The sequence below is a fragment of the Variovorax boronicumulans genome (assembly GCF_019352895.1).
Taxonomy (GTDB): domain Bacteria; phylum Pseudomonadota; class Gammaproteobacteria; order Burkholderiales; family Burkholderiaceae_C; genus Variovorax; species Variovorax boronicumulans_A.
The window spans coordinates 1,018,087-1,044,348 of the sequence record NZ_JAAAFX010000004.1 but is presented as its reverse complement, the minus strand read 5'-3'; the positions used below and the strand labels follow the sequence as shown (position 1 = coordinate 1,044,348).

The following is a 26,262-nucleotide window of genomic DNA, read 5'->3' as shown; positions in this document are numbered from 1 at the left end:
ACTTTCCTGCAGGCAAAAACATGACAACACAGCCAAGCACACGCAAGCTTCCCCTCTACCGGTCGCTCTATGCGCAGGTCATCACGGCGGTGATCATCGGCGTGGCCCTGGGCTACTTCTATCCCCAGGTCGGCGAATCGATGAAGCCGTTGGGCGACGCCTTCATCAAGCTCATCAAGATGATGATCGCGCCGATCATCTTCTGCACCGTCGTGATCGGCATCGCCGGCATGGAGGACATGAAGAAGGTCGGCAAGACCGGCGGCCTGGCGCTGCTGTATTTCGAGGTGGTGAGCAGCATCGCGCTGGTGGTCGGCCTGGTGCTGGTCAACGTGTTCAAGCCCGGCGCGGGCATGAACATCGACCCGTCCACCATCGACACCAAGTCCATCGCCGCCTACACCGGCCCGGGCAAGATGCAGGGCACGGTCGACTTCCTGATCAACATCATCCCCAACACGCTGGTCGATGCCTTCGCCAAGGGCGAGATCCTGCAGGTGCTGCTGATCGCCATATTGTTCGGCTTCGCGCTGCACAAGTTCGGCGGCCGCGGCACGCTGGTGTTCGATGTGATCGAGAAGGGCTCGCACGTGCTCTTCGTGATCGTCAACTACATCATGAAGCTGGCACCCGTCGGTGCCTTCGGTGCCATGGCCTTCACCATCGGCAAGTACGGCATCGGCTCGCTGTTCTCGCTGGGCAAGCTGATGGGCGTGTTCTACCTGACCTGCCTGCTGTTCATCTTCGTGGTGCTGGGCTCCATCGCGCGCTTCCACGGCTTCAGCATCTGGAAGTTCATCAAGTACATCAAGGAAGAGCTGCTGATCGTGCTGGGCACCTCGTCGTCCGAGTCGGTGCTGCCGCGCATGATGGAGAAGATGGAGAACCTGGGCGCCAAGAAGACCTGCGTGGGCCTGGTGATCCCGACCGGTTATTCCTTCAACCTCGACGGCACCTCGATCTACCTGACGATGGCCGCGGTGTTCATCGCGCAGGCCACCAACACCGACATGACGCTGGTGCAGGAGATCACGCTGCTGGCGGTGCTGCTGCTGACCTCCAAGGGGGCGGCCGGCGTCACGGGCAGCGGCTTCATCGTGCTGGCGGCCACGCTGTCGGCCGTGGGCCATGTGCCGGTGGCAGGGCTGGCACTGATCCTCGGCATCGACCGCTTCATGTCCGAGGCGCGCGCCCTGACCAACCTGATCGGCAACGGCGTGGCCACCATCGTGGTCGCCAAGTGGACCGACGAGCTCGACGAGAAGCGGCTGCACGCGGCGCTCAACAACGAGACCTGGGTCGAGGCCAACGAGCCCGAGGTGCTGGTGAACGCGACGACCGAGCGCATGGCGGGCGAGGCGCCACGCGCCTGACGGCACCTGTGCCGGCAAATGGCGATGCGATGCGCGCGCATCTCCATATTTTTCAAGTATCGAACGGGTCCTGTTTTCATATTTGACCTGGGGTTGGCGTGCCGCCTATCGTCGGCTCGCCTATCACCAAGGGGCCCCATGAGGCCCCCGTTCGGAGACCTCCATGCCTTTGCGCCATTCCTCTCTCGCCTGCCGCGCTGCCGCGTTGCCGGCGCTCTTCGGCCTTGCGCTGCTGTTGACCGCCTGCGGTGGCGGCGACGGCGGCGCAGCCGCGCTGCCGCCCACTGCCACCCTCCCACCGCCGACCGGCGTCGATCCCGACGGCCCGGCACCGCAACCCGATCCACCGACCGTGCCCCTGGCGACCTGCGGCGCGCTGGCCGGCACGGTCATCGCGCCCGCGCGGATCGGCCTGCCGACCCAGGGCGCCACCATCACGAGCGCAACGGCCGTGGGCGCAGGCGATGCCGGCAACACGCTGGGCGACTACTGCCGCGTGCGCGGCACCATCGCGCCGATCGACGCGCAGGCGCCGGTGATCCAGTTCGCGGTGAACCTGCCGCAGCAGTGGAACCGCAAGGTGATCCACTTCGGCGGCGGTGGCTTCAACGGCCGGTTGATCGACGGCACCGAGCCGATCCGCTTCGGCCCGATCGACAAGCCCGCGCCCCTTGCGCTGGGCTACGTGACCTTCGGCGACGACGGCGGCCACCAGAGCGGCAGCATCACCGACGCGCAGTTCGCCACCAACGACGAGGCGCTGGCCAACTACGGAGGGCAGGCCCTGAAGAAGACGCACGACGTGGCGCTGCAACTGGTGCAGGCGCTCTACGGGCGCGCGCCGGCGCATGCCTACTTCCTCGGCACCTCCACCGGCGGGCGCGACGCGCTGGCCCACATCCAGCGCTGGCCGGCCGACTATGACGGCGTGATCGCCAACGAGCCGGCCCTCAACTACGCCGGCACCCGGCTGTCGAACCTGGCGGTGGGCCGTGCGCTCTACGCCAACGGCGGTGCCGGCTGGCTCAATGTCGCGAAGACGCTGCTGGTGCAGCGCACCGTGCTGGCGGCCTGCGACAAGCTCGACGGCGCAGCCGACGGCATCGTGAGCAATGTCGAGAGCTGCCGCCAGCTCAACACGCAGATCCTCGACACCTTGCGCTGCAGCGGCGGCGCCGACACCGGCGACAGCTGCCTGTCGAACGCACAGCTGGCGAGCATCCGCGCGATCGAGTCGCCGCTCGACTTCAGCACCTACGCGCTGGCCAACGGCACCACGCGCGCTGGCGGCTACAACATCCTCGAAGGCGCGCTGGTGGCCGGCCCCTTCACCACGCGCGACCTCGGCACGCGCCGCACGCCGGGCAACCCCGCGACCTCGGCCGACGCCAACATGTACGTCACCGGCGACCAGTGGGCCAAGTTCTTCGTGACGCGCAACGCCGCCTTCGATTCGCTGACGCTCGATCCGCTCGACCCGGCCCCGTTCACCGCCCGCGTCGTCGAGGCCTCGGCCATCACCGATGCGACCGATCCCGACCTGCGGCCCTTCCTGTCGCGCGGCGGCCGGCTGATCCTGCTGCACGGCCTGGCCGACGAGGTGATCAGCCCCAACTCGACCATCGACTACTACCGGCGCGTGGTCGCCACGGTGGGGCAGGCCGCGGTCGACCAGGGCGTGCGCTTCTACACGGTGCCGGGCATGGGCCACGGCACCGGGGTCTTCATTCCCAACTGGGACTCGCTCGCGGCGCTGGAGAACTGGGTCGAGGGCGGCCTCGCGCCCGCCACCGGCGTGGCGGTCGACGCGGTGCCCGCCACCTACGGCCGCACCCGGCCGCTGTGCCAGTTCCCGGCCTGGCCCAAGTACAAGGGCAGCGGCAGCCTGGACGCGGCGGTCAACTACAGCTGCGTGAACGAGACGGTCGACCCGCTGGCCTGCCCGAACCTGCCCGCGGTCGCCACGGTCTACAAGGGCGGCGACTTCCTCGGCGAGGAACTGCGCCTGTCGCTCGACCCGGCCACGCTGCACTACACGCTCACGCTCGACGCCAGCCTGCAGCGCCCGGTCGGCACGCAGCGCACGGGCACGCTGCTGCCGCTGGGTGCCTGCAGCTACGGCAGCGCCGAGAACGGCGCGACCTTCGTGCTGGGCGCCGGCGGAGTGGTGCAGGGCGGCATCGCGGCGCCGAGCGGCAACACCTTCGTGCCGCTGATCGCGTTCCAGAACACCTTCGAGAACAGCGCGTCTCCGGCGGTCTTCAACCCGGTCGCCAACATCTTCAACACCGCCGGCGTGCAGTACGGCGCGGGGGGCGCGGCCAGCGCCTATGCGGGGTCGACGCGGGTGCGCAACGCAGGCACCTTCCAGGCCTGCCAGGACCCGGTGACGGGCGGCTTCATGACCTACGATGCGGACTGCACCTCCACCACCAAGGGCTACCTCGTGTACAACGCCGGCCGCAACGCTTTCGACCTCATGAGCACCTCGCCGACCGGTTCGGCCACGACCACCGGCGGCACGCTCGGCGGCTCGGTCATCTTCGGGAAGGTGGGGGCCACCACGGTGCCGCTGTTCCTGTTGCGCGAGTCGGCCACGCGCTTCGGCCTGCGCCTGCAGGCGGTGCAGCAGGGCGTGGTGCCGGGTGCGGCCGATGGCCGCTACTTGATGGCCGGCAGCGACGGCACGGCGCACGAGACGACCCTCTCGGGCAGCAGCGTGAACCTCGGTGGCGCGAACGGCACGCTGGTGGCCGACAGCCCGGTGCTCGGTGTGCTCCAGGCCAGCGGCACGCGGGCCGGCCATTTCATCCACAGCGCGGGTGTGCTGGGCTTCGTCGCCCAGGGCAGCACCGGCGCGGCCTTCGAACTTGGGGTGCGGAATTGAACGCGCGCCGGGGCCGCCGCGCCGCGATCGCCTTCGGCCTGGCCTGCATGGCCGGCCTGGCGGCGGCGGCGCCGCCCGCGACCGCGCCGCAACCGGCCGCCTGCCCGGCCAGCGTGCCCGCCGATGCGCACTGCTACAACGGCAGCGACGGCGAGGGCGCGCTCTACTGGATCGCGATCCCTGCCGGCTGGCAGCGCGAGGTGCTGGTGATGCACGCGCACGGCGGCCCCGAGCTGGGCGCGCCGAGCTTGGCGCGGGGCGCCGAGGACCTGCAGCGCTGGTCGGTGATGGTCAAGGCCGGCTATGCCTGGGCCGGGTCGACCTACCGCCGCGGCGGCTATGGCGTGACGATGGCGGGCGAGGACACCGAGCGCCTGCGCCGACTGTTCGTGCGCTACTTCGGCCAGCCCCGGCGCACCGTGCTGCACGGCCAGAGCTACGGCGGTGGCGTCGCCTCGAAGGCCGCCGAACGCTACGGCCCGGTGCCCGGCCAGCGTCCCGCCTACGACGGCGTGCTGCTCACCAGCGGCGTGCTCAGCGGCGGCGGCAATGCCTACGAATTCCGGCTCGACCTGCGCGTGGTCTACCAGTACGTCTGCCGCAACCATCCGCGGCCCGACGAGCCGTCCTACCCGCTGTGGCAGGGCCTGCCGCCGGGCGCGACGCTCACGCATGCCGATCTCGCCGAACGCGTGCGCGAGTGCACCGGCGTCGGCCTGCCCGCGGCGCAGCGCAGTCCGGAGCAGGCGCAGCGGCTGGCCACCATCCTGTCGGTGGTGCCCATCCCCGAACGCAGCCTGCTCAGTCACCTGAGCTGGGCCACCTTCTTGTTCAGGGACCTCACGCAGAAGCGGCTCGATGGCCGCAACCCCTTCGGCAATGCGCAGGTGGTCTACAGCGGCTCGAGCGACGACGCGGCATTGAACGCCGGCGTGCTGCGCTACGAGGCCGATCCCGTGGCCGTGGCGCAGCTGGCCCTCGACAGCCGCCCCGGCGGGCGTCTGCGTCTGCCGGTGCTCACGCTGCATGCCATCCACGACCCGACGGCCTTCGTCGAGCTCGAGCACAGCTACAAGGACATCGTCGAGGCGGCCGGTGCGTCGGATCAGTTGGTGCAGACCTTCAGCGACCAGTCGACCCACAGCTACCTCAGCGATCCGGAGTACCCGGCGCTGATGCGTGCGCTGCTCGACTGGATCGATCGGGGCGAGAAGCCCACGCCGCAGAAGGTGGCGCAGTTGTGTGCGCAGTACGAGGCCGGCTACGGCAAGGGCTGCGCGCTGCAACCCGACTACGCGCCGCCAGCGTTGGCGACACGCGTGCCGGCCGCGGGCCGCTGACGCTCAGTGATCGTGGTGCAGGTAGCTCGCCTGCCGGGGCAGCCGCAGGCTCACCACGAAGGCGATCACCATCATCGCCGTCACGTACCAGTAGAAGGCCGACTCGTGACCCAGCGTCTTGAGCCCGAGGGCCACGTACTCGGCCGAGCCGCCGAAGATCGCATTGGCCACTGCATAGGCCAGGCCCACGCCCAGCGCGCGCACTTCGGGCGGGAACATCTCGGCCTTCACGATGCCGCTGATCGAGGTGTAGAAGCTTACGATGGCCAGCGCCACGATGATCAGCACGAAGGCCACCACAGGGTTCGTCACATGCTGCAGGGCCGTCAGGATCGGCACCGTGGCGAGCGCGCCCAGGCCACCGAACAGCAGCATGTTGTTGCGCCGGCCGATGCGGTCCGACAGCATGCCGAACAGCGGCTGCATGCACATGTAGACGAACAGCGCGCAGGTCATCACGTAGCTGGTGGTCTTGATCGGCAGGTGCACCGTGTTCACCAGGTACTTCTGCATGTAGGTGGTGAAGGTGTAGAAGATCAGCGAGCCGCCGGCCGTGTAGCCCAGCACCGTGAAGAAGGCGGCCTTGTGGTGCTTGAACAGCCCGGCCATACTGCCGGCTTCCTTGTTGGCCTTGGCTTCGGCGGTCTGCGTCTCGTGCAATGTGCGGCGCAGCAGCAGCGCGACCACGGCCGCGATGGCGCCGATCACGAAGGGGATGCGCCAGCCCCAGGCCTTGAGCTCGGCCTCGTCGAGGAACTGTTCGAGCACCACGATCACCAGCACCGCGAGCAGCTGTCCGCCGATCAGCGTGACGTACTGGAAGGACGAGAAGAAGCCGCGCTGGCCGCGCAGCGCGATCTCGCTCATGTAGGTGGCGGTGGTGCCATATTCACCGCCGACCGACAGGCCCTGGAACAGCCGGCACACCAGCAGCAGGAAGGGCGCCCAGGCGCCGATCTGCGCATAGGTCGGCAGGCAGGCGATCACCAGCGAGCCGCCGCACATCATCGTGACCGAGATCAGCATCGAGGTCTTGCGTCCCACCCGGTCGGCGATCCGGCCGAACAGCCAGCCGCCGATCGGCCGCATCAGGAAGCCGGCCGCGAACACGCCCGCGGTGTTGAGCAGCTGGGCCGTGGGATCGGACTTGGGGAAGAAGGCCGGCGCGAAATACAGCGCGGAGAAGGCGTAGACGTAGAAGTCGAACCATTCGACCAGGTTGCCGGAGGAGGCCGCCATGATCGCGAAGATGCGGTGGCGTTTTTCCTCGGCGGTGTAGGCGCGCGGCGGGGCCGAGGCGCTCGTGGCGGGGGGTGCGGTGACAGACATGGATTCGCCTTGTTGTATGAGATTTGGGCGCCTCCGATTGTGCGGCGACCTGCTCGGGCGTGCTGTCAGCGGGCATCGCGTCCGACCCGCGTGCAGGGGGATCGCGGTCGGGCCTAATGTCTGGCGAGCACGCCGGCGCCGCGCACTTCGAGCCGGACCTGGTCGAGCACGCGGCCGCGTGCATCGGTCAGCTCGATCACATGCCGCCCGGGCCAGGGCAGCCACAGCGCACGGTTGCCGCGCGCGAAGGGCTTGCCGTCGATGCGCCACTGCAGGCCGCTGCCATGGGCCTCGAAGCGCACGCGCTGGCGTGTGGGCGGGATGTCGGGGTCGATCGCGATGATCGAGCCGTCGGCCGGTGCGGTGATGCGCGCGCCGGCCTCAGGGTCGGCGGCCGGGGTGTCGCGCGCGAACAGCGGCTGCTCGGTGCCGGCGATGAACCACTCCTCGCGCGGGGCTTCGATCGCCTCGCCGAAGCGCACCGGCAGCTGCACCAGGCCCGCGGGCGGCGTCGGGGCGCGGCTGGGTTCGCGGGCATGCAGGAAGCCCATCACCTCGGCCCAGACCGGTGCCGCGCCGCTGGTGCCGCTCACGTCCCACATCGGCGCGCCGCTGGCGTTGCCGACCCACACGCCCACGGTGTAGCGCTGCGACCAGCCCACGGCCCAGTTGTCGCGCATGTCCTTGCTGGTGCCGGTCTTCACGGCCGTCCAGAAGCGCGTGCCGAGCACGCTGTCGACGCCGAAGGTGCGGGTGCGTGCATTGGCATCGGACAGGATGTCGCCCACGATGAAGGTGGCGCGCGCATCGAGGGCCTGGGTCGCGGTCGCCGGCTGCGCGGCGGGCAGGATGCGCGTCTCGCCGAAGCGGCCGCCGTTGGCCAGCGTGCGATAGCTGTTGGTCAGCGCCAGCAGAGAGACCTCGGCGCTGCCGAGCGCCAGGCTGTAGCCGTAGTAGCCGCCGCTCTCGCGCAGCGCGATGCCGGCGCTGCGCAGCTGGCGCGCGAAGGCCTCGGGCGAGACCATCACCAGCGTGCGCACCGCCGGCACGTTGAGCGAGGCGGCCAGCGCGGTGCGCGCCGAGACCAGGCCCTTGAAGCGCCGGTCGTAGTTCTGCGGGATGTAGAGGCCGCTCGCGGTGTTGATCTGGGCCGACGAATCGTCGAGCAGCGAGGCCGCGGTCAGGCGCCGTTCGGCGATCGCCTGCGCATAGAGCAGCGGCTTGAGCGTCGAGCCGGGCTGGCGCTGCGCGAGCACGCCGTCGACCTCGGCCGCACGGCTCAGCTCGCCCGATGAGCCGACCCAGGCCAGCACCTCGCCGCTGGCGTTGTCGAGCACCACCAGTGCGGCGTCCTCGACGTTGCGGCCGTGCAGCTCGCGCAGATGGCGCAGCAGCGTGGCCTGCGCAAAGCGCTGCAGCGGGGCGCGCAGCGTGGTGCGCAGTTCGGTGTCGACGCCGTCGGTGGCACCGGCCTTTGCCATCAGCGCGCGCCGCTCCTGCAGCGCGCGACGCGCCAGGTGCGGCGCGATGCCTTCGCTGGGATCGAAGGCGCGCCGCTGCAGGGCCGCGCTGGTGAACATGTCGAGCGCCGAGCAGTCGACACGGCGGCGATCGGCCTCGCTGCTCTCCATCGCCTGCATCACTTCGCAGGCGCGCTGCGCGACCCGCGCGGGCTTGGCGTTGGGGGCGCGCACCAGCGACGCCGCCACCGCGGCCTCGCGCGCGTCGAGGCCGTGGGGCGCCTTGCCGAACAGCGTGCGCGAGAGCGCATCGATGCCGACGAGTTCGCCGCGAAAGGACACGCTGTTGAGGTAGGCCTCGAGGATCTGGTCCTTGCGCCACTGGCGCTCCAGTTGGCCGGCCGCGACCGTCTGGCCGAGCTTCTGCGTCAGGCTGCGGCCGCCGCCGGCGCGCCGCAGCTCGTCGTCGAGCAGGCCGGCCAGCTGCATCGTGATGGTCGAGGCGCCGCGCGTGCGGGTGTTCCAGAGGTTGCCCCAGGCCGCGGCCGAGACCGCGCGCCAGTCGACGCCGCTGTGCTCGTAGAAGCGGCGGTCCTCGCTGAGCACCATCGCCGTGCGCAGCGCGGGCGACACGTCGGCCAGTGCGATCCACTGGCCGCGGCGCACCGTGGCGTCGGTGCGCACGCGCTGCAGCAGCACGCCGTCGCGGTCGAGCACGGCCGTGTCGGAGGGCTGGTGCGCGCGCCGCACTGCATCGAAGCTGTCGAGCGCAAGGGCCGGTGCCGACGCCGCCAGCAGCAGCGCCGCGGTGGTGAGGAGGAGGGTGGGCGAGGTGAACTTCATGGAAGGGGGCGAGGCCCGGGGAAGCCCTCATTCTGCCGCGCCGCGGACGGGGCCTTGGCCTACGTCAAGGGGGCGCGGCGCACCGACGGTGCCGGGCTGGCCGTCGGCCACATTGGGCGCACGCCGCGTCACGCGGCACTTGGCCATCGGAAGGAACACGCCATGAAGACCCTGCTCGTCCTGCTCGTCGCATCCGCCACCCTGGCCGGTTGCGTGGTGGCGCCCTACGACAACCGTCCGCCCCCGCCCGGCCCGGGCTACCGAGATCGCGATCGCGACGGCACACCCAACCGCTACGACCGCGATCGCGACGGCGATGGCGTGCCCAACCGCTACGACCGACGGCCCGACGATCCACGCCGCGACTGATCGCGGGACGGGCCGCGCCGGCGCGCTTCAGCGCCGTCCCTTGGCCTGCTTGTCGTACTTGCGCCAGTAGTCGAATTCTTCCTCGTGGACCTCGATGTCGATCTCCGAGACGCGGGCCTGTAGCCGCTCCTGGGCATCGGCCACGCCCCGGTTGTAGAGCACCGGGCCGATCTCCTCGAGGAAGAAGCCCAGCAGCGCGCCGGCCGTGATGTTGCCGATCTTCTGGCCGTCCATGTGCTCGACGAAGTAGCGTTCGATGGAGCTGATGGCTTGCTGGCGTGCTTCACGGGACAGTTCGATGGTCATGGCGGCAACTCGGTGGGACAGGGGTTGGATTCGTCGGGTCCGCAGGCCCGTGGCGTGTTCCCAGTGTGCCGCCTTTGAGGGCCGTGGCGCTGAACCAATGCCGCCGGCCAGGCTCGAATGGGTGTCACACATCCTGGGAGACGCACATGACCGACAAGAATTCGGGGCCGAGCCGCGCCACGGCCCCCTCGGCACGCCGCAGCGGCACCCCGCTGCGGCGCTGGCTCTGGCTGCTGACGCTGGGCCTGTCCATCGCATGCTTCGCGGTGCAGGTGCTGTTCGGCACCAGCGAGATCGACCCCCACGGCTTTCTGTACGAACCGCTGTTCGGCCTCATCCCCGTGAGCCTGGCGCTCCTGTTCATCGCCATCGTGCTGGTGGTGCTGGACATCGCGTTCAGCCGCAGCGCGCGCCGCGACACCGCGGACTGACGCAGGCCGCGCGGGACCGGCCACTGTGGCATCCTCGACCGGGTCGCCAGCGACCGGGCACGAGGATGAACAGACGCACTGCAACAAGCCACCGCCGCGCGCCGCAGGGCCGCCAGGTGGACGCCTTCGAGCGCAAGGTGCGCTTCGGCTGTGGCGCCCTGCTGGGCCTGGTGGTGGGCCTGGGCCTGTGCTTACGTCTGTGGCCGCTGAGCGCCTTCGCGATGGGCGCGCTCGTGTTGCTGGCCATCGTCGCGTGCGGCCTGTGCGCGGTCCGCTGGGGCGATCGCTTCTGGGCCCATCTCCGATGGCTGCAGTAGCGGCATCCCGTCTTTCAACTTTCCACTCCTGTCCATGAGCGATCTTCACCCACGCATTGCCGCCAGCTTCGACGCCCAGGGCCTGATGCGCACCATCGGCGCCAGGCTGGTGCACGTCGCCGACGGCGAAGTGCACATCGAACTGCCCTTCGCCAAGTCCCTGTCGCAGCAGCACGGCTACCTGCACGCCGGCGCCACCACCAGCATCGTCGACAGCGCCTGCGGCTATGCAGCGCTGACCAGGGCGCCTGCGGGTTTCGAGGTCGTCACCGCCGAGTTCAAGATCAACCTGATGCGGCCCGCGCTGGGCGAGCGTTTCCTTGCCATCGGCCGCGTGGTCAACGCGGGCAAGCTCATGACCGTCTGTTCGGGCGAGGTGCGTGCCTTCGCGGGCGCGGGCGAGGCCTACAAGGTGGTCGCGCTGATGCAGGCGACCATCGTCAACGTCCAGCGCTGAGCCAGGCGCGGTGCGCCCGGCCATGCCGGGCGCACCGCTTCGGGTCTACTTCGCCGCCGCTTCCACCTTCACGCGCGCATTCGGCGCCTCGCCGAACATCTCGGGCGCATAGAGCGCCTCGACGCGGCTGGGCGGCAGCGCGAAGTCGCCCACGTTGTTCAGCCGCACCGTGTACTCCATCTTCACCACGCCCTTGGGCAGGTACTCGTAGTAGCTGCGGAAGGACTCGAAGCTGCGCTCCTCGAAGGCCGGCCAGCCGGCGCCGCTGCGCTTCTCGCCCTGCGTGGCGATCTGCGAATCGCGGCCCAGGCCGCTGCCCAGGATGGTCGCGCCGCCGGGCACGGGGTCGGTGATCGCGACCCAGGTCATGTCGGCGCTGGCGTTGACCTCGAGCGTGACGCGCAGGATGTCGCCGCGCGTGTACTGGCCGGCCTTGGCCTGCTCGACCGGCGTGATGGTCTTCTTGATCGCATAGCCGGCCGCGAAGGGCGCCTTGAGCTGCACCGCGGCCACCGACTGCAGCGTGAGCCAGGGCTTGCCGGTGCCGCTCTGGGTGACGGTCAGCGTTTCCTTGGTGGGCAGCTTCCAGGGCAGGAACATGGTGTTGTTGCGCAGGTTGCCCGGCGACGCAGGGGCGCCGAACCAGGTGCCCTGGTTGGGGGCGCCCGCGGCGTCGCTGGCCTTTACGCGCTCGACGCGGCTCCAGTCCACGCTGTCGGTGCGGGCCGCTGAATCGGCGTTGCCCACGGCCGGCGGGCGCAGCACGGCGGTGGTGGTGCCGGTCACGGGCGTGCTCTCGAACACCTTCGAGAAGCGATCCAGCGCGAGCCCGCCCCAGAGGTTGGCCGTGGTGGTGTGCCAGGCGCCGTTCTGCTGGCGGCCGATGAAGCCGTTGGCCAGCCGGCCGATGTCGTCCTTCCAGGCCGGGTCGTCCATCACCGCGAGCAGCAGCCGCGCGGTGTTGACGTCGCCGTTGGTCATCAGCCACCACCAGTAGTCGTCCTGCTCGGTGCTGAAGATCAGCTTGGTGCCCTGGTAGGACAGCCGTGCCTTGAGCACGTTGCCGGCCTCGTCCAGCCGCTGCTGGCGCTGCGGCACGTCGGGCACGCGCTTCAAGATCTGCATCCAGTCGATCACCGCGCTGGTGGGCCACTGGTTGGGCGCGATGGTGATGCTCGCGGTCATGGCGCCGCGTGCCTTGCCGTAGCGCGACAGGGCTTCCAGCGCGGCCAGCTTGCGCACGTCCAGGTCCTTGCGCGGGCTCCAGAACTCGCGCTGGATCCGGCCTTCGACGAAGGCGATCAGCCCGCTTTCCATCGGCGCGCGCGCCGCGTCCGACAGCCCGAAGGCCGGGTCGATGGACGAGGCCTCGTGCGTGGCGGCCAGCAGGTAGGAGGTCAGGATGTCGCTGCCGCGGTTCGACTCGCCGTCGCGTGGCGGGAAGTAGCTCGCGAGGCCGTCGCTGTCGAGGTAGCTCGGCAGCTGCGCCACCACGCCCTGCCACAGCTTGCCGTCGCGCAGGCCGATGGCCTTGCTGGTCTTCTGCTCGAGGCAGCTGAAGGGGTAGTTGGCGAACCAGTCGCGCACGCCCGGCATGCCTTCGGCCAGCTTGGGCTGCAGCGACATCTTCAGGCCGCCGCGCTCGGGCAGCGCGTCGGCGGGCGGCGCCACGTCGAGCGTGAAGCTGCCGTCGACCTGCACCAGCGTGGCCTGCTGCACCGTGAGCGGCACGGCCGGCACGATGCGCTGGCGCACCTTGAGCGCATCGCGCGCGCCGCCCAGCGTGTCCCTGGCCTCGATCTCCCACAGGATGGCCTCGGTGCGCGTCTGCGCGAGCTGGGCCGGCGCCGTCACGTTCCAGGCCAGCTCGCGCGCTTCGCCGGCCGGGATCTCGACGGTCTGCGGCTCGAGCGTGAGCAGGGTCGCGCGCGGCGTGGCCTCGACCTTCATGGCCTTCTGCGTGGTGTTGCGCAAGGTGAGCTGCGCGCGGAACTGGTCGTCCTCGCGCACCAGCGGCGGCAGGCCGCTGATGATCTGCAGGTCCTGCGTGGCCTGGATGCTCGCCTGCCCGGTGCCGAACAGGCCGGTGCCCATGTCGGCCACGGCGACGATCTTGAAGGTGGTCAGCGCATCGTTGAGCGGCACCGTCACCACGGCCTGGCCGTTGGTATCGAGCACCACCGAGGGGTTCCACAGCAGCAGGGTGTCGAGCAACTCGCGCGTCTGGCCCTTGCCGCCGCCGCCGCCCGCGGGCACGGCCTTCTTGCCGTAATGCCGGCGTCCGACGATCTCCATCTGCGCGGTCGAGGTCGAGACGCCCCAGCTGCGCCGCTGCAGCATGGCCTCGAGCAGGTCCCAACTGTCGTTGGGCATCAGCTCGAGCAGCGCCTGGTCGACCGCGGCCAGTGCGACTTCGGCACCGGCGGCCGGCTTGCCGTCGGGCAGCTTGGCCGAGATCGTGACCTGGGCCTGGCCGCGCACCGGGTAGCTGGGCTTGTCGCTCGTGACCTTGACGTCGATGCGGTGCGCCTGCGTGCCCACGCGGATCTCGGCCAGGCCGAAGCGGTAGGCCGGCTTGCTCAGGTCGACCAGCGCGGTCGGCGCGACGTATTCCTTGCCCTCGTACCAGAAGGCGGTCCACCACTCGCGCGGCGCCTTGAAGCCCCAAGTGAAGAAGCTGTACCAGGGCACCTCGCGCAGCCGGCCGCGCAGCGCGAGCACGCTGACGTAGGCGTTCGGGCCCCATTCGGGCTTGACCTGCAGGCTGACCGTCGGGTCCTGGCCGTTGAGCTGCACCACGTGCGTCTCGATCACGCCCTCGCGCTCCACCGCGACCAGCGCGGTCGCGAAGCGGAAGGGGCTGCGCACCTGGAACTTGGCGACTTCGCCGGGCTGGTAGTTCTTCTTCTCGGGCAGCACGTCGATGCGGTCGTTGTCCTCGCCGCCGAACCACAGCTCGCCCTGCCGGGTCACGTAGACCGAGCCCGCGGCCTTGCTCTCGCGGCCTTCCTTGTCGGTGGCGGTCACGACCAGCTCGACCTCGCCGGCTTCCTTGAGCGCCGACTCGCACAGCACCAGGCCGCGCAGGTCGCTGGTGCCGGTGCACACCGTGCCCAGGTCCTTGAGCTCGGTCTTGTTGTCGTAGGTGTAGAAGCCCCCGACCATGCGTTTGCGGCTGGTGGTGGTGATGCGCGCGACGGCGTTCACCTGCACCTTCACGCCGGCCTGCGCCTTGCCGGCGAGGTCGAGCGCGAGCGCCTGGAACTTGAGCTTCTTGTCGGTCGAGACCCAGCCCTCGGTCTTGAGGCCGGCGATCACCGAGGCCGGCCACAGCGTCTGCGTGCTGCGGATCGTCTGCACCTCGCCGTTGGGGTCGGAATAGGTGGCCTCGATCAGCAGTTCGCGCGGCGTGGCCTTGGCCAGCGGCACCTTGTCGATCGTGAGCTTGCCGGCGCCGTTGCGGTCCAGCGTGACCGGCAGCTTGTCGGCGATCACGCGGGTGTCGGCCGAGGCCGAAGCCTCCTCGTCCGCATCGGCGGCCGTGCTGTCGCCCTGCTGGCGCGGCGGCGAGAAGTTGAAGCTGTCGTAGTCGGCGAAGGACAGGCTCTTGCCGCGCACCATGGCCGACACGCGCACCGGCAGGTTGGCCGCGCCCCCGCCCGCCACGTAGTTGATCTGCACGTCGGTCGGCAGCGAGGTGACCGCCACCAGCGGTGTCTTCTCGCTGGGCGTCACGCGGCCCTCGAGCACCGGCAGGCGGAACTCCTCGACCCGGAACTGGCCGCTGCCGAAGCTGCGCCCGTCGTCGTCGTCGCTGCCCCTGCCCTTGGCGCTGCGCAGTTCGACCTGGTAGACGCCCAGCTTGGCGGCCGGCGGAATGGCGAAGGTGTTGAGCGCGCTCAAGCCGCCGGTGGCGGTCTTGCGCCAGGCCACGGGCTGGGTGAATTTCTGGCCGCTGCCGCTGTGCGTGACGACCAGCGTGTCGGGCAGCGCATCGGGCAGGCCGAAGCCCTTGGCGGTCTGAGAGCGGATCAGGTGCTTCATCGACACCGTCTCGCCGGCGCGGAACAGCGTGCGGTCGAACACCGTGTGGGCGATGCGGTCGGGCTCGGGCTCGAGGCTGGTCGGTACGTTGAAGCGCCAGGGCTCGATGCCGCGCTGCCAGTCGCTCCAGGTGAAGGCCAGGTCTTCCACCGGCTTGGCGTTCTTGTCGCCGGCGTCGGTCAGCGTGGCGCGGGCGCTCACGAAGTAGGCGTCGTTGCCGTAATCGTTCTGGCCCGAGCAGCTGGGTGGGCTGGACGAGATGCCGGCCAGCGTCACGATGCCGCTGGCGTCGGTGCTGCCGGTCGCCACTTCGCGCCCGCGGCAGTCCGAGACCCGCACCGCGGCGTTCGGGACCACCTGGCCCTTGTCGAGCGTCGTGACCCAGGCCACCGAATTCTCGCGGCCCAGCTTGAAGTGCACCGCCAGGTTGGTGGCCAGCGCGGTGGTGCGCACGTACATCGTGCGGCCGTCGCCATAGCGTTCGTCGAGCAGCGCATCGCCCAGCTTCTTCGAGGCGATCTCCAGCACGTGGAAGCCCGGCGTCAGCGGGATGCCGATGACCTCGAAGGGGCGTCCGGCGGCGCCTGCGTCGCCGGCCTTGGGCATGTCGAGCGTTTTCACGCCGGGCAGGCCGCCCAGCAGCGACACCATGCGGGTCTGCACGCTGCTGCGGTTGTCACGGTCGATCACCGGCGGCAGGGGGCCTCGGCTGTCGCGGGTCGCGGTGGGGCGGTCGATGGACGAGCGTTCGTCGTAGCGCCGCACCTTGCGGTACCAGGCGATGATTTCCGCGTCGGTCTTCGGGTTGAGGTCGCTGACCTTGCCGGGCGTGAGCGCCTGCACCTGCAGCTCGGGCTCCACGCGCCGCACCGTGACCGGCATCATCGCGACGCCGCCGGGCTCGGCCAGGCGCTCGAGCACGCCGAAGGGCGAGGCCGCGAACTTGGCCAGCGGCGGCATCGCACCGGTGGCGACGGCCAGCGGGAAGGTGTCGGGTTCGCCCAGCGCGCGGCCCGAGGCGTCCTCGAACTTCGAGGGCAGCTCGACCTTGAACTGCGTCTCTTCCGGGAAGGGCGGCACGAAGCGCACCGACTCGATCACCGCGTCGTCGCTGGCCGCGTTCTCCTCGTCGTTGAACTTGGGCTTGAGCGTCTGGCCGCCGCCGCTCAGGCGGATCTGGCCAGCCAGCTTGCGCGTGACCGGCGCGTTGAAGCGCAGTTCCATCGGCCGCAGCGGCAGGCAGGCGGCCTGCGCGTTCTCGCGCTCGCAGGTGAAGGACACCGCGAAGGGGTCGCGCACGTCGTAGGTGAAGCGCTTCTCGGTGGTGTTGACGATGCCCGAAGGCGTGGCCACGCCCTGGCCGTAGACCAGCTGGATGCGGCTGCCCGCGCTCAGCGTGCGGTTGCACTGCAACGTGGCGAAGCGCAGCGGCTCCTTCTGCGCGGCGCGGTCGCGGCCGGCGGCCTTGAGCAGCGCCTCGCGGTCGCCACCCTCGAGCAGCCTGACGGGGATGCGTTCGCCGATGTCGTCGGCCGCGCACCAGACGTTGTCGCGCACGCTGGCCAGCGTGGCCGGGCCGTTGAACTCGAGCACGAAAGACTGCTGCTCGTCGATCTTCCCGTAGCTGGGCTGGATGTTGCGCACGAAGGGGCCGCCGGTGTTGAAGCTGTGGCGCTCCGGGCCGGTCCAGTCGCCGCCCGCGGCGGGCTTGAAGTTGGGCACGCGGCTCACCGTGCAGCGCACGCCGGGCGGCAGGTCGTTCTCGAAGTCGTAGACCCACTGCTTCTCGCCGGTCCAGCGCCCGGTGCCCTTGGCGGCCTGGGCGTCGTTGCAACTCACGGTGAAGGGCGCGGCGGCCTTGGGGTCGCCGAAGTTGACGGCGGCCGCATCGAACTTGGCCACCACCTGGCGGACGCGGGCCACTTCGCCCTGTGGCGTGACGCTCAAGGTCTGCAAGGCGCTGGCCTCGAAGGCGGCCAGCGAGAGCAGGGCGGCGGTGATGACGGATGCAGTTGTTCTTGTCTTCAAGGGACGATCTCCTTCGGATTCGCAGCGTAGCGCAATTTGAAGGCGCAACTTGCAGGCCGAAAGGCCTCATCGGATCGTGCCAAACGCCCGTTTTCGCCCGCTCTGGAAACAATCGCTCAACTATGATCGGCCGCCATGACACTGCTGTTGAGCCATCCCGCGGGCAATCAGAATGTGCGCGCCATGCTCGACGCCCTGCAGGGAGCCGGAATGCTGGGCCGCTTCGCCACCACCGTCGCCGCCGACGACCAGAGCCTCGCCCTGAAGCTGATGCCCGGTCGCGTGCGCAACGAATGGATGCGCCGGCGCTTCGACGTGCCGCGCGACAAGCTGCTGCAGCACCCCGGGCGCGAAATCGCGCGCGTGGCTTGCGGTGCGCTGGGCTGGCGCGGTCCGCTGCGGCACGAAGAGGGCTTCGCCTCGGTCGATGCGGTGATCCGCGATTTCGACCGCTTCGTCGCGGGCACCTTGCCCCGGCTGCAGGCGCGCGAAGGCCTGAAGGGCGTGTACGCCTACGAGGACGGCGCGCTCGCCACCTTCCGCGCGGCCCGCACGCTGGGCCTGAAGCGCATCTACGACCTGCCCATCGCCTACTGGGAACTGGGCCGGCGCCTGATGCAGGAGGAGGGCGAACGCCTGCCCGCCTGGGCGCCCACGCTGGGCGGCGGCCTGCTCGACTCGCAGGCCAAGCTCGACCGCAAGACCGAGGAGCTGGCGCTGGCCGACCTGGTCGTGGTGGCCAGCCATTTCGTGCGCGACTCGCTGCCCGCCTCGGCGGCGCAGAAGGCCTGCGTGATGTCGCCCTTCGGTTCCCCCCCGGTCTGGACCGGCGGCTGGTCCGAGGCCGCGCTCGACCCGGCGCGGCCGATGCGCGTGCTTTTCGCGGGCTCGATGGGCCAGCGCAAGGGCCTGGCCGACCTGATGCAGGCGATGCGCCTGCTCGGCGGCGAGAACATCGAACTGCGCGTGATGGGCGCGCCGCTGGCCGACCTGGACTTCTACCAGCGCGAGTGCCCGGGCTTCATCCACGAGAAGGGCCGCCCGCATGCCGAGGTGCTGGCGCTGATGCGCAGCTGCGACGTGTTCTGCCTGCCCTCGATCGTCGAGGGTCGCGCGCTGGTGATGCAGGAGGCCATGAGCCAGGGCTTGCCGGTGGTGATCACGCCCAACACCGGCGGCGCCGACCTGGTGATCGAGGGCCAGACCGGCTTCCTGGTGCCGATCCGTTCGCCCGAGGCCATCGCCGACAGGCTGGCCTGGCTCAACCAGCACCGCCCCGAGCTGGTGGCGATGAAGGCCCGGGCGGCACGGCATGCGGCCGAGTATTCGTGGCAGCGCTATGGTGAAACCATCGTGAACGCGATCCGCGCGATCGTCTGAGCCGGAACGCATGGCGCCGATCCACGCCCAGGGCGCACCGTCGGTGCGCCTGGCCTCGCCACGCTACTGGGAGGTCGATGCGCTGCGCGGGCTGATGCTCGTGCTGATGACGCTCACGCACCTGCCCTCGCGCCTGACCGATCCGCTGGGCCAGCCCTTCGGCTTCGTGTCGGCGGCCGAAGGCTTCGTGTTGCTGTCGGCCTTCATGGCCGGCCTGGTCTACAGCCGCGCCGGCTACCGCGAGGGGGTCGATGCGATGCGCCGCGCCTTCTGGCGCCGCGCGCTGCGCATCTACCTGGCGCAGGCGGCCACGCTGCTGTTCCTGTTCACCATCATCGCGGCCGTCGGCCTGCGCATCGACCAGCCGGCCGTGAAGGACCTGATGTCCTTCTACCTGGAGCAGCCGCGCGAAGGCTTCCTGTTCGGCCTGCTGCTGGTCTACGAGCCGCCGCTGCTGGACATCCTGCCGATGTACATCTTCTTCATGCTGCTCAGCCCCTGGGTGCTGGCCTTCGCGATGCGCCACGGCTGGCTGGGCGTGGTGCTGGCCAGCACCACCGTCTGGGCGCTGGCGCAGTTCGGCCTGAGCGAATGGATCTACGTGGGGGTGGTGCGCTGGACCGGCCTGTCGGTGCCCTTCCACGAGATGGGGGCCTTCAATGCCTATGCCTGGCAGTTCCTGTGGTTCATGGGCCTGTGGCTGGGCGCCAGCCGCAGTGCGCCGGGCGCGCGGCCGATACGGCTGCCGCCGTGGCTGCTGCTGGCGGCCACCGCCGTTGCGCTGTACGGGCTCTACTGGCGCCACCATGGCCTCAACGGCCAGGCGCCTTTCGGTGCCGACGAGCAGCTCAACCTGCTGTTCGACAAGTGGCAGCTCGGCCCGCTGCGGATATTGAACCTGGTCGCGCTGGGCGTGCTGGCGATCGGCTTCGGGCCCGCGCTGGCGCGCAGGCTGCCGCGGCTGCATGCGCTGGAGGCGATGGGCTCGGCCTCGCTGCCGGTGTTCTGCGCCCACCTGGTCGCGGTGCTGCTGGTGCTGGCCTTCTACGGCAGCAACCAGATGGTGCGGCCGTGGTGGGGCGATGTGCTGCTGCTCGGCGTGGTGTTCACCGGGCTCTATGCCGTGGCGCGGGTCACGCTGTGGCTTGACGTGCGCAAGGCGGCGCGGCTGCGGCGCCGCGCATCGGCCTGAGCCTCGGCCCGGTCCTCAGACGCTGTTGCGGCCGATGCCGTGGTAGGTCACGCCGCCGGCCTTCATGACCGCCGGTTCGTAGAGGTTGCGGCCGTCGAACACGATCGGCGACTTCATGGTCGACTTGAGCCGTTCGATGTTGGGGCTGTGGTAGGCCTTCCACTCGGTCACGATGACCAGTGCGTCGGCACCCTCGAGCGCCGTCATCGGGTCCTTGGCATAGGTGATCTGGTCGAGCAGCACCGGCGCGTCGGCGAAGTCGAGCGCGAGCACGCGGCGCGTCTCGGTCACGGCGATCGGATCGTGCGCCACGATGCGCGCACCGGCGCGCAGCAGCGCACCGATCACCACCCGGCTGGGCGCTTCGCGCATGTCGTCGGTGTTGGGCTTGAAGGCCAGGCCCCACAGCGCGAAGCTGCGGCCGCTCAGGTCGGCGCCGAAGCGCGCGAAGACCTTGTCGGTCAGCACCGTCTTCTGCTCGTCGTTCACCGCCTCGACCGATTCCAGCACGCGCAGCGTCTGGCCGTTGTCGCGCGCGATGCGGGTCAGCGCCTGGATGTCCTTGGGGAAGCAGCTGCCGCCGTAGCCGGTGCCGGCGTACAGGAAGCTGTAGCCGATGCGCGGATCGGAGCCGATGCCCTGGCGCACCGACTCGATGTCGGCGCCCACGCGGTCGGCCAGGTTGGCCAGCTCGTTCATGAAGCTGATGCGCGTGGCCAGCATGGCGTTGGCCGCGTACTTGGCGAACTCGGCCGAGCGCACGTCCATCACGCGGGTGCGCTCGTGGTTGCGGTTGAAGGGCGAATAGAGCTTGCGCATCGCGGCCAGCGCCGTGCGGCCGTTCTCGTCGTCGGCCACGCCGATCACGATGCGGTCGGGGCGCATGAAGTCGTCGACCGCCGCGCCTTCCTTGAGGAACTCGGGGTTGCTCACCACCGAGAAGCCCAGGTCGGTGCGGCCACGCTTCTCGAGCTCCTCGCGGATCACCGCGCTCACCTTGTCGGCGGTGCCCACCGGCACGGTCGACTTGTCGACCACCACCTTGAAGCTTTCCATGTAGCGGCCGATGTTGCGGGCCGCGGCCAGCACGTACTGCAGGTCGGCGCTGCCGTCCTCGTCGGGCGGGGTGCCGACCGCGATGAACTGCACTTCGCCGTGCGCCACCGAGGCCTCGATGTCGGTGGAGAACTCCAGCCGGCCCGCCTCCACGTTGGACTGCACCACGTCGGCCAGGCCGGGTTCGTAGATCGGGATGCCGCCTTCCTTCAAGATGGCGATCTTGCGCGGGTCCACGTCCAGGCAGAAGACGTTGTTGCCGATGTCCGCGAGGCAGGCGCCGGTGACGAGGCCGACATAGCCGGTGCCGATGATCGAGATTTTCATTTGTTCGGGTCCTTCAGGCCGCGGCGGGCGCAGTGAGAAGCTGGTCGAAATAGGCGATGGTCTTGCCCAGGCCTTCGTCGAGCTGCGTGGTCGGCGTCCAGCCGCCGAGCTCCTTTTGCGCCACCGAGATGTCGGGCTGGCGCTGCTTGGGGTCGTCCGAGGGCAGGGGCAGGCGCACCAGCTTGCTCTTCGAGCCGGTGAGCTCGATCACCTTGTTGGCCAGCTCCAACATCGAGAACTCGTTGGGGTTGCCGATGTTGACCGGGCCCGGGAAGTGGTCGCCGGTGCCCATCATGCGCAGCATGGCTTCGAGCAGGTCGTCGACATAGCAGAAGCTGCGCGTCTGCTGGCCGTTGCCGTAGATCGTGATGTCCTCGCCCTTGAGCGCCTGGACGATGAAGTTCGACACCACGCGGCCGTCGTTGGCATGCATGCGCGGGCCGTAGGTGTTGAAGATGCGCACGACCTTGATGCGCAACTGGTGCTGGCGGTGGTAGTCGAAGAACAGCGTCTCGGCGCAGCGCTTGCCTTCGTCGTAGCAGCTGCGGATGCCGATCGGGTTCACGCGGCCCCAGTAGCTTTCGACCTGCGGATGCACTTCGGGGTCGCCGTAGACCTCGCTGGTCGAAGCCTGCAGGATCTTGGCGCGCACGCGCTTGGCCAGGCCCAGCATGTTGATCGCGCCGTGCACGCTGGTCTTGGTGGTCTGGACCGGGTCGTGCTGGTAGTGGATCGGCGAGGCCGGGCAGGCCAGGTTGAAGATTTCGTCGACTTCCACGTACAGCGGGAAGGTCACGTCGTGGCGCATCAGCTCGAAGCGCGGATGGTCGAGCAGGTGCTCGACGTTGCGCTTGGTGCCGGTGAAGAAGTTGTCGACGCAGAGCACGTCGTGGCCCTGTTCGAGCAGCCGGTCGCACAGGTGGCTGCCCAGGAAACCGGCGCCGCCGGTGACGAGAACTCGCTTGGAGGCGTTGTATTGGCGCATGGGCGGCATCACTCCGTAAGAACAGATAAAAAGGATCAGGGCGCGCGCTGCTGGGCGCGCTGCTCGTACATCTTGGCGTCGACCAGCATGCGGAACCACAGGGCCTGGAAGAACGCGAAATAGAAGCCCGTCACGCCGTCGAGGAAGCCCAGGCGGAAGACGTAGCGGTAGAGGAAGTAGCTCGAGACCCGCAGCCCGCTCGGCAGCTTGTAGTAGAGCTCCTTGATGAAGCGCGTGCGCTCCCGTGGGTCGCCCAGGAGGCGCGGCTGCAGCACGCCCTCGGCGGCGCCCCTGGGCGCGAGCTTCTCCTTGGCCTCGGCGTCGCTCCAGCGGTTGTGGCTGGCGATCCAGTCGGACAGCCTGGCGGAGTTCTTGTCGTGCATGAAGCCCGCGAGCCGGGCCGGCGTGGCCGGGCTGATGAAATGCTGGTCGTAGAGCCGCGACTCGCAGCGGCCGCGGCCCGAGCGGAACAGCCGAAGGTGCCAGGGGTTGACACCGCTGAAGCGCAGCATCTTGCCCATGAAGTAGTCGCGCCGGCGCAGCAGGTAGGCGTCGTGGTCGGGCGTGCCGGCGAGCAGGGCGCCGATCTCGCGCACGGCCTGCGCATCGAGCACCTCGTCGGCGTCCAGGTGCAGCTGCCAGTCGCAGTGCGCTTCCACCTGGGCGATGGCCCAGTTGCGCTGGTCGCTGTAGTTGGAGAACGCGCGCTGGACCACGGTGCAGCCCAGTTCCTTCAGGATCTCCGGCGTGCCGTCGCTCGAGAAGGAATCCACCACGTAGACATGGGGGCTGACCTTGAGCGCCTCGCCCACCGTCTCGCGAACGATCGCGGCGGAGTTGAAGGTGAGGATGACGACGATGCAGCGGGAATGTTCCATGGCTTTCAAGGTGTGCAGTGCGGGTTTTCGCCCTTGCAAAGGCCAGTGCACGGCCTGAAAAGGAATTTAAACTTTAGCACCAATTGCTTACATTTCGCGGAATGCAGACCGGCCGGAGCCCTGCCTTCTGTGTGAATGTGCCGAGAAATGCCGGAACGCGACACGAATGTGAACCGGGCTGGCCAGCGGGATGCTTCGTGCGCAGCACTTCGCGTGCCACGGCGCCGCCGGGCCGGGCAGGAAGGTCTTGACGGCGGGTCGGGTCGACGGCCGTCGGGCCGGCGCAAAAGCGGGGGATCGGGGGCGCTGCGCCCGCTCAGGGCGCGGCGCTCAACAGCCCGGAGGGCGTGCCCGGGCCGGACTGCACCGGCCGCGGCGCGGGGCTGGCTGCCAGGGTCTCGGGGGCGGTCACGTGGGCCGAGATCACCGACTGCCAGAGCCGGTAGCCGGTCTCGTTCATGTGCAGCCGGTCGCCGAGGAAGAGCTCTGCGCGCGGGCGTCCGTCGGCGCCCAGCATCGGCGTGAAGATGTCGATGTACTCGGCATTGGCCATGGTGCGCACGTAGGCCGCGATGATGTCGTTGGTGCTGCGGATCTTGGGCATCAGCGCCTCGCGCGAGGGGCTGGGCTTGATCGAGATGTAGCTGATGCGCGCCTCGGGCAGCGTTTCGCGCACCGTGTTGGCGAACTGGGCGAAGCTCTCCAGCACCTGCAGCGGCGTGCGGCCCTCGGCCAGGTCGTTGTCGCCCGCATAGACCAGCACATGGCGCGGACGGTAGCGCACCACCAGCTCATGGGTGAACAGGCTGCAGTCGGCCATGGTCGAACCGCCGAAACCGCGGTTGATGACCACCGGCGACTGCCGGAAGTCCTGCGCCAGGTGGGTCCACATGCGGATGGTGGAACTGCCCACGAACAGCACGCCGTCGGTGGCGGGCAGCTTTTCCTTGTCGGCGCTCGCGAAGGCGCTCAGCGAACTGCGCCAGCGGTTCATGGCGGCCAGGTAGTCGGGGGAGGTCGCGGAGGGCAGGGCCGGTGGCGCGGCGGGTGGCGCCCCGGCGGGCAACTGGGCGCTGGCGGCACCGCAAGCGCTCAGGCCGAGCGCCAGGCACAGGACGAAGAGGGGAAATTTCATCGACGGCATGGAGTCCACACAACGCACGGCAGCCGCGCGCGGTTGGCAGACAGATGCCGTGCGAGCGAAAAATCGCAACGATTGTTCCCCGTCAGAGCATCTTTTCGATCAGCGCGCCCTTGAAGACGATCGGTCCGGCCGGTCCCTGGCCGCGCGGCACACCGCCCTTGCGTTCGAGCGAGATCGCGAGCGCCGGCACCTCGCGCACCTCGGATTCCGCCACCGCCAGCCGCAGCGCGGGCGCGCGGTCGAGCACGCCCAGCGAGCGCGGCGCGCCGCCGGGCGGCAGCGCCCAGAGCTCGAGCGACTTGTCCTCGCCCTCGCTGTACTCGCCGACCCGCTGCAGCGTCAGCTGGCGCTTGGTCGGGTCGAAGGTCACCAGCATCGAGGCGGCGGCCTTGTCGTCGGACAGCACGGCCACGTAGCGCACGTTGGGGGCGTTGCGCAGCTCGTCGCGCAGGTTCACGCCCACCACCACCGCCAGCACGGTCGCCAGCGCGCCCGCGGCGGTGGCGCCACGCCACAGCGCCAGGCTGCGCAGCCAGCCGCGCGGCGGCGGCGCGGCGGCGGGCGCCGCAGCGGCACGCTGGCGCGCCAGCGCCTGTTCCTGCTTCTCGACCTCGATCTGGTTTCGCACGCGGGTCCAGACCGCGGCGTCGGGCACCGTGCTGGCCTCGAGTTCGGTCAGGCTGGCGAGCCGGCCTTGCCAGATCAGCGCCGCGGCGCGCACCGGCGCCTGCTCGCGCGCCAGGGTTTCGAAGCGGCGGCGGGCGCCACCGCGCAGCGTGCCCAGCGCATAGCTGGCGGCCAGCAGTTCGAGTCGTTCGGCGGGGGTGGAAATGTTCATGATGCGTCCTTCACGCGAAGCGGCCCATGCAGACGCGCAGCTTCTCCAGCCCTCGGCGAATCCAGGTCTTGACCGTGCCCAGCGGCAGCTTGAGCTGCTCGGCCAGCTCGCCATGGCTCAGGTCGCGCAGGTAGGCCAGGCTCACGACCTCGCGCTGCCTGCCCTCGAGCTGCTGCAGGCACTGGTGCAGCGCCCAGGCCTGCTCGCCGGCATCGGCCATGTCCATGGGGTTGGGGGCACCGGACTCCAGTGTCTCGGCCATCACCTCGTCGAACTCCTGCGTGAGCTGGGCGCGGTCGGCGGTGCGGCGGCGCAGCAGGTCGAGCGCCCGGCTGCGCACGATCAGCCCCAGCCAGGCCAGCGGCGGGCTCAGCGTGCCTCGGTAGTCGCCGGCCACGCGCCAGACGGTCATGAAGGCTTCCTGCAGCACGTCCTCGGCCCATTCGCGCTGGCGCACCACGCGCAGGGCCAGCCCGAACAGGCGCGGCGAGGTCCGGTCGTAGAGCTGGCGCAGCGCGGCTTCGTCGCGCTGGCCGACGCGGTCGATCAGCGCCATCAGTTCGGTGTCGGGGCTGGGATCTGTCATGAAGACATTGTGGGGCAGCAGTGGCCATCCCAAGGGTACGGCCTGCAGGCCTCGCCGGATTCAGCCCGGCGCCGGTTCAGGGCAGCGGTTCGAAACGCTTGCGCTCGCGCACCGCCCGGCCTGGGTTGCCCGCGTACACGGTCCAGGGGGCGAGTTCGCCGAAGGCCACGCAGCGAGCGCCGACCACCGCGCCTTCGCCGACCTGGGTGCCGGGCCCGACGAAGGCCTCGGCGCAGACCCAGGCCTGGGCACCGATGACGATCGCGCGCGCCTGCAGCTGGAAGTGCGGGTCGTCGAAGTCGTGCGTGCCGCTGCACAGGTGGGCGTCCTGCGAGATCAGCGCCCGGCGCCCGATCGTGATCGGGCCCAGGTTGTAGCAATTGACCCGCGGGCCGATCACCGCGCCCTCGTGCATCACCAGGTTGGGCGGGTACCAGACCCTGGCGCTGCCGCGCACGTCGCTGCGCGGCGCCATCGAGGCGCCGAAGGCCCGCAGCAGCAGGCGCCGCCAGGGCGCGAGCTGGCGCGGCGTCCAGGCGGCGGTGGCGGCCCACACAACGATGAAGAGCGCGCGCAGCAGCCGGTTGCGCAGCGAGAAGCTCGGGCCGTTGAAAGAGGGGCGCGAGGCGAGCGCGTCCAGGATCTCGGACTTGCCGGTGTCCTCGGGTGGGCGGACGGCGCTCATGGGGGGC

20 protein-coding genes are annotated in these 26,262 nt (G+C 69.8%); 9 read left to right on the top strand and 11 right to left on the bottom strand.

What is annotated here, in order from left to right; translation table 11 throughout:
* Nucleotides 1-20 precede the first annotated feature (20 nt).
* From K0H49_RS06380 to K0H49_RS06370, 3 genes are all read left to right on the top strand, one after another.
* Nucleotides 21-1,373 carry a dicarboxylate/amino acid:cation symporter gene (locus K0H49_RS06380; protein WP_219210390.1) on the top strand — a complete coding sequence of 451 codons (1,353 nt, stop codon included), beginning with the start codon at nucleotides 21-23 and terminating at the stop codon, nucleotides 1,371-1,373.
* Between the two features lie 163 nt (nucleotides 1,374-1,536).
* Nucleotides 1,537-4,260: a tannase/feruloyl esterase family alpha/beta hydrolase gene (locus K0H49_RS06375; RefSeq protein ID WP_219210387.1), complete on the top strand. Its 2,724-nt coding sequence runs from the start codon at nucleotides 1,537-1,539 to the stop codon at nucleotides 4,258-4,260.
* A gap of 47 nt (nucleotides 4,261-4,307) precedes the next feature.
* The gene (locus K0H49_RS06370) at nucleotides 4,308-5,600 is read left to right on the top strand and encodes an alpha/beta hydrolase family protein (protein WP_219213070.1); all 1,293 of its coding nucleotides are present in this window, start codon (nucleotides 4,308-4,310) and stop codon (nucleotides 5,598-5,600) included.
* Between the two features lie 3 nt (nucleotides 5,601-5,603).
* Here K0H49_RS06370 and K0H49_RS06365 read toward each other — a convergent pair whose 3' ends face one another.
* Both K0H49_RS06365 and pbpC read right to left on the bottom strand, forming a co-directional pair.
* Nucleotides 5,604-6,929: an MFS family transporter gene (locus K0H49_RS06365; RefSeq protein WP_219210385.1), complete on the bottom strand. Its 1,326-nt coding sequence runs from the start codon at nucleotides 6,927-6,929 to the stop codon at nucleotides 5,604-5,606.
* Nucleotides 6,930-7,042: 113 nt separating this feature from the next.
* Complete coding sequence (pbpC, locus tag K0H49_RS06360) at nucleotides 7,043-9,232, bottom strand: penicillin-binding protein 1C (protein WP_219210383.1); 2,190 nt, start codon at nucleotides 9,230-9,232, stop codon at nucleotides 7,043-7,045.
* Nucleotides 9,233-9,394: 162 nt separating this feature from the next.
* On the opposite strand from pbpC, the gene K0H49_RS06355 reads away from it, so the two are divergent.
* Nucleotides 9,395-9,601, top strand: coding sequence for a hypothetical protein (locus tag K0H49_RS06355; RefSeq protein ID WP_219210381.1), 207 nt, complete (start codon nucleotides 9,395-9,397; stop codon nucleotides 9,599-9,601).
* 27 nt (nucleotides 9,602-9,628) lie between these two features.
* Here K0H49_RS06355 and K0H49_RS06350 read toward each other — a convergent pair whose 3' ends face one another.
* A complete protein-coding gene (locus tag K0H49_RS06350; RefSeq protein ID WP_219210380.1) occupies nucleotides 9,629-9,907 on the bottom strand; it encodes a DUF2164 domain-containing protein in 279 nt (92 codons plus the stop codon).
* A 146-nt stretch (nucleotides 9,908-10,053) separates the two neighbouring features.
* Here K0H49_RS06350 and K0H49_RS06345 point away from each other — a divergent pair, with 146 nt between their 5' ends.
* The 3 genes from K0H49_RS06345 (at nucleotide 10,054) to K0H49_RS06335 (ending at nucleotide 11,112) form a co-directional block, all read left to right on the top strand.
* Nucleotides 10,054-10,338 carry a DUF3955 domain-containing protein gene (locus K0H49_RS06345; RefSeq protein ID WP_219210378.1) on the top strand — a complete coding sequence of 95 codons (285 nt, stop codon included), beginning with the start codon at nucleotides 10,054-10,056 and terminating at the stop codon, nucleotides 10,336-10,338.
* Nucleotides 10,339-10,403: 65 nt separating this feature from the next.
* Nucleotides 10,404-10,655 carry a hypothetical protein gene (locus K0H49_RS06340; RefSeq protein ID WP_219210377.1) on the top strand — a complete coding sequence of 84 codons (252 nt, stop codon included), beginning with the start codon at nucleotides 10,404-10,406 and terminating at the stop codon, nucleotides 10,653-10,655.
* Between the two features lie 34 nt (nucleotides 10,656-10,689).
* Nucleotides 10,690-11,112, top strand: a complete 423-nt coding sequence (locus K0H49_RS06335; RefSeq protein WP_219210376.1) for a PaaI family thioesterase — start codon at nucleotides 10,690-10,692, stop codon at nucleotides 11,110-11,112.
* 45 nt (nucleotides 11,113-11,157) lie between these two features.
* On the opposite strand, the gene K0H49_RS06330 is transcribed toward K0H49_RS06335, so the two are convergent.
* Complete coding sequence (locus tag K0H49_RS06330; protein WP_257624605.1) at nucleotides 11,158-17,184, bottom strand: alpha-2-macroglobulin family protein; 6,027 nt, start codon at nucleotides 17,182-17,184, stop codon at nucleotides 11,158-11,160.
* Between the two features lie 135 nt (nucleotides 17,185-17,319).
* Here K0H49_RS06330 and K0H49_RS06325 point away from each other — a divergent pair, with 135 nt between their 5' ends.
* A complete protein-coding gene (locus K0H49_RS06325; protein WP_219210375.1) occupies nucleotides 17,320-18,564 on the top strand; it encodes a glycosyltransferase family 4 protein in 1,245 nt (414 codons plus the stop codon).
* 10 nt (nucleotides 18,565-18,574) lie between these two features.
* Nucleotides 18,575-19,756: an OpgC domain-containing protein gene (gene opgC, locus K0H49_RS06320; RefSeq protein WP_219210374.1), complete on the top strand. Its 1,182-nt coding sequence runs from the start codon at nucleotides 18,575-18,577 to the stop codon at nucleotides 19,754-19,756.
* A 15-nt stretch (nucleotides 19,757-19,771) separates the two neighbouring features.
* Here opgC and K0H49_RS06315 read toward each other — a convergent pair whose 3' ends face one another.
* From K0H49_RS06315 to K0H49_RS06285, 7 genes are all read right to left on the bottom strand, one after another.
* Nucleotides 19,772-21,139: a UDP-glucose dehydrogenase family protein gene (locus K0H49_RS06315; RefSeq protein WP_219210373.1), complete on the bottom strand. Its 1,368-nt coding sequence runs from the start codon at nucleotides 21,137-21,139 to the stop codon at nucleotides 19,772-19,774.
* Nucleotides 21,140-21,152: 13 nt separating this feature from the next.
* Nucleotides 21,153-22,124: a UDP-glucuronic acid decarboxylase family protein gene (locus K0H49_RS06310; RefSeq protein WP_219210372.1), complete on the bottom strand. Its 972-nt coding sequence runs from the start codon at nucleotides 22,122-22,124 to the stop codon at nucleotides 21,153-21,155.
* A 35-nt stretch (nucleotides 22,125-22,159) separates the two neighbouring features.
* Nucleotides 22,160-23,002 carry a glycosyltransferase family 2 protein gene (locus tag K0H49_RS06305; RefSeq protein ID WP_219210371.1) on the bottom strand — a complete coding sequence of 281 codons (843 nt, stop codon included), beginning with the start codon at nucleotides 23,000-23,002 and terminating at the stop codon, nucleotides 22,160-22,162.
* 316 nt (nucleotides 23,003-23,318) lie between these two features.
* Nucleotides 23,319-24,137 (bottom strand): SGNH/GDSL hydrolase family protein, encoded by an 819-nt coding sequence (locus tag K0H49_RS06300; RefSeq protein WP_219210369.1) that lies wholly within the window; start codon nucleotides 24,135-24,137, stop codon nucleotides 23,319-23,321.
* Between the two features lie 91 nt (nucleotides 24,138-24,228).
* A complete protein-coding gene (locus tag K0H49_RS06295; RefSeq protein ID WP_219210367.1) occupies nucleotides 24,229-24,984 on the bottom strand; it encodes an anti-sigma factor in 756 nt (251 codons plus the stop codon).
* A 10-nt stretch (nucleotides 24,985-24,994) separates the two neighbouring features.
* On the bottom strand, nucleotides 24,995-25,570 hold the full coding sequence (locus tag K0H49_RS06290) for an RNA polymerase sigma factor (RefSeq protein ID WP_219210366.1): 576 nt from the start codon (nucleotides 25,568-25,570) through the stop codon (nucleotides 24,995-24,997).
* A 76-nt stretch (nucleotides 25,571-25,646) separates the two neighbouring features.
* On the bottom strand, nucleotides 25,647-26,255 hold the full coding sequence (locus tag K0H49_RS06285) for a putative colanic acid biosynthesis acetyltransferase (RefSeq protein WP_219210364.1): 609 nt from the start codon (nucleotides 26,253-26,255) through the stop codon (nucleotides 25,647-25,649).
* Between the last annotated feature and the right edge of the window lie 7 nt (nucleotides 26,256-26,262).

Bases quoted from the DNA above. Each gene is read 5' to 3' on its own strand.
- K0H49_RS06375 (WP_219210387.1), top strand. From the start codon at position 1,537: ATGCCTTTGCGCCATTCCTCTCTCGCCTGCCGCGCTGCCGCGTTGCCG.
- K0H49_RS06300 (WP_219210369.1), bottom strand. From the start codon at position 24,137: ATGAAATTTCCCCTCTTCGTCCTGTGCCTGGCGCTCGGCCTGAGCGCT.
- K0H49_RS06315 (WP_219210373.1), bottom strand. From the start codon at position 21,139: ATGAAAATCTCGATCATCGGCACCGGCTATGTCGGCCTCGTCACCGGC.
- K0H49_RS06350 (WP_219210380.1), bottom strand. From the start codon at position 9,907: ATGACCATCGAACTGTCCCGTGAAGCACGCCAGCAAGCCATCAGCTCC.
- pbpC (WP_219210383.1), bottom strand. From the start codon at position 9,232: ATGAAGTTCACCTCGCCCACCCTCCTCCTCACCACCGCGGCGCTGCTG.
- K0H49_RS06285 (WP_219210364.1), bottom strand. From the start codon at position 26,255: ATGAGCGCCGTCCGCCCACCCGAGGACACCGGCAAGTCCGAGATCCTG.
- K0H49_RS06335 (WP_219210376.1), top strand. From the start codon at position 10,690: ATGAGCGATCTTCACCCACGCATTGCCGCCAGCTTCGACGCCCAGGGC.
- K0H49_RS06325 (WP_219210375.1), top strand. From the start codon at position 17,320: ATGACACTGCTGTTGAGCCATCCCGCGGGCAATCAGAATGTGCGCGCC.
- opgC (WP_219210374.1), top strand. From the start codon at position 18,575: ATGGCGCCGATCCACGCCCAGGGCGCACCGTCGGTGCGCCTGGCCTCG.
- K0H49_RS06340 (WP_219210377.1), top strand. From the start codon at position 10,404: ATGAACAGACGCACTGCAACAAGCCACCGCCGCGCGCCGCAGGGCCGC.
- K0H49_RS06365 (WP_219210385.1), bottom strand. From the start codon at position 6,929: ATGTCTGTCACCGCACCCCCCGCCACGAGCGCCTCGGCCCCGCCGCGC.
- K0H49_RS06370 (WP_219213070.1), top strand. From the start codon at position 4,308: ATGGCCGGCCTGGCGGCGGCGGCGCCGCCCGCGACCGCGCCGCAACCG.
- K0H49_RS06305 (WP_219210371.1), bottom strand. From the start codon at position 23,002: ATGGAACATTCCCGCTGCATCGTCGTCATCCTCACCTTCAACTCCGCC.
- K0H49_RS06380 (WP_219210390.1), top strand. From the start codon at position 21: ATGACAACACAGCCAAGCACACGCAAGCTTCCCCTCTACCGGTCGCTC.
- K0H49_RS06295 (WP_219210367.1), bottom strand. From the start codon at position 24,984: ATGAACATTTCCACCCCCGCCGAACGACTCGAACTGCTGGCCGCCAGC.
- K0H49_RS06355 (WP_219210381.1), top strand. From the start codon at position 9,395: ATGAAGACCCTGCTCGTCCTGCTCGTCGCATCCGCCACCCTGGCCGGT.
- K0H49_RS06310 (WP_219210372.1), bottom strand. From the start codon at position 22,124: ATGCGCCAATACAACGCCTCCAAGCGAGTTCTCGTCACCGGCGGCGCC.
- K0H49_RS06345 (WP_219210378.1), top strand. From the start codon at position 10,054: ATGACCGACAAGAATTCGGGGCCGAGCCGCGCCACGGCCCCCTCGGCA.
- K0H49_RS06290 (WP_219210366.1), bottom strand. From the start codon at position 25,570: ATGACAGATCCCAGCCCCGACACCGAACTGATGGCGCTGATCGACCGC.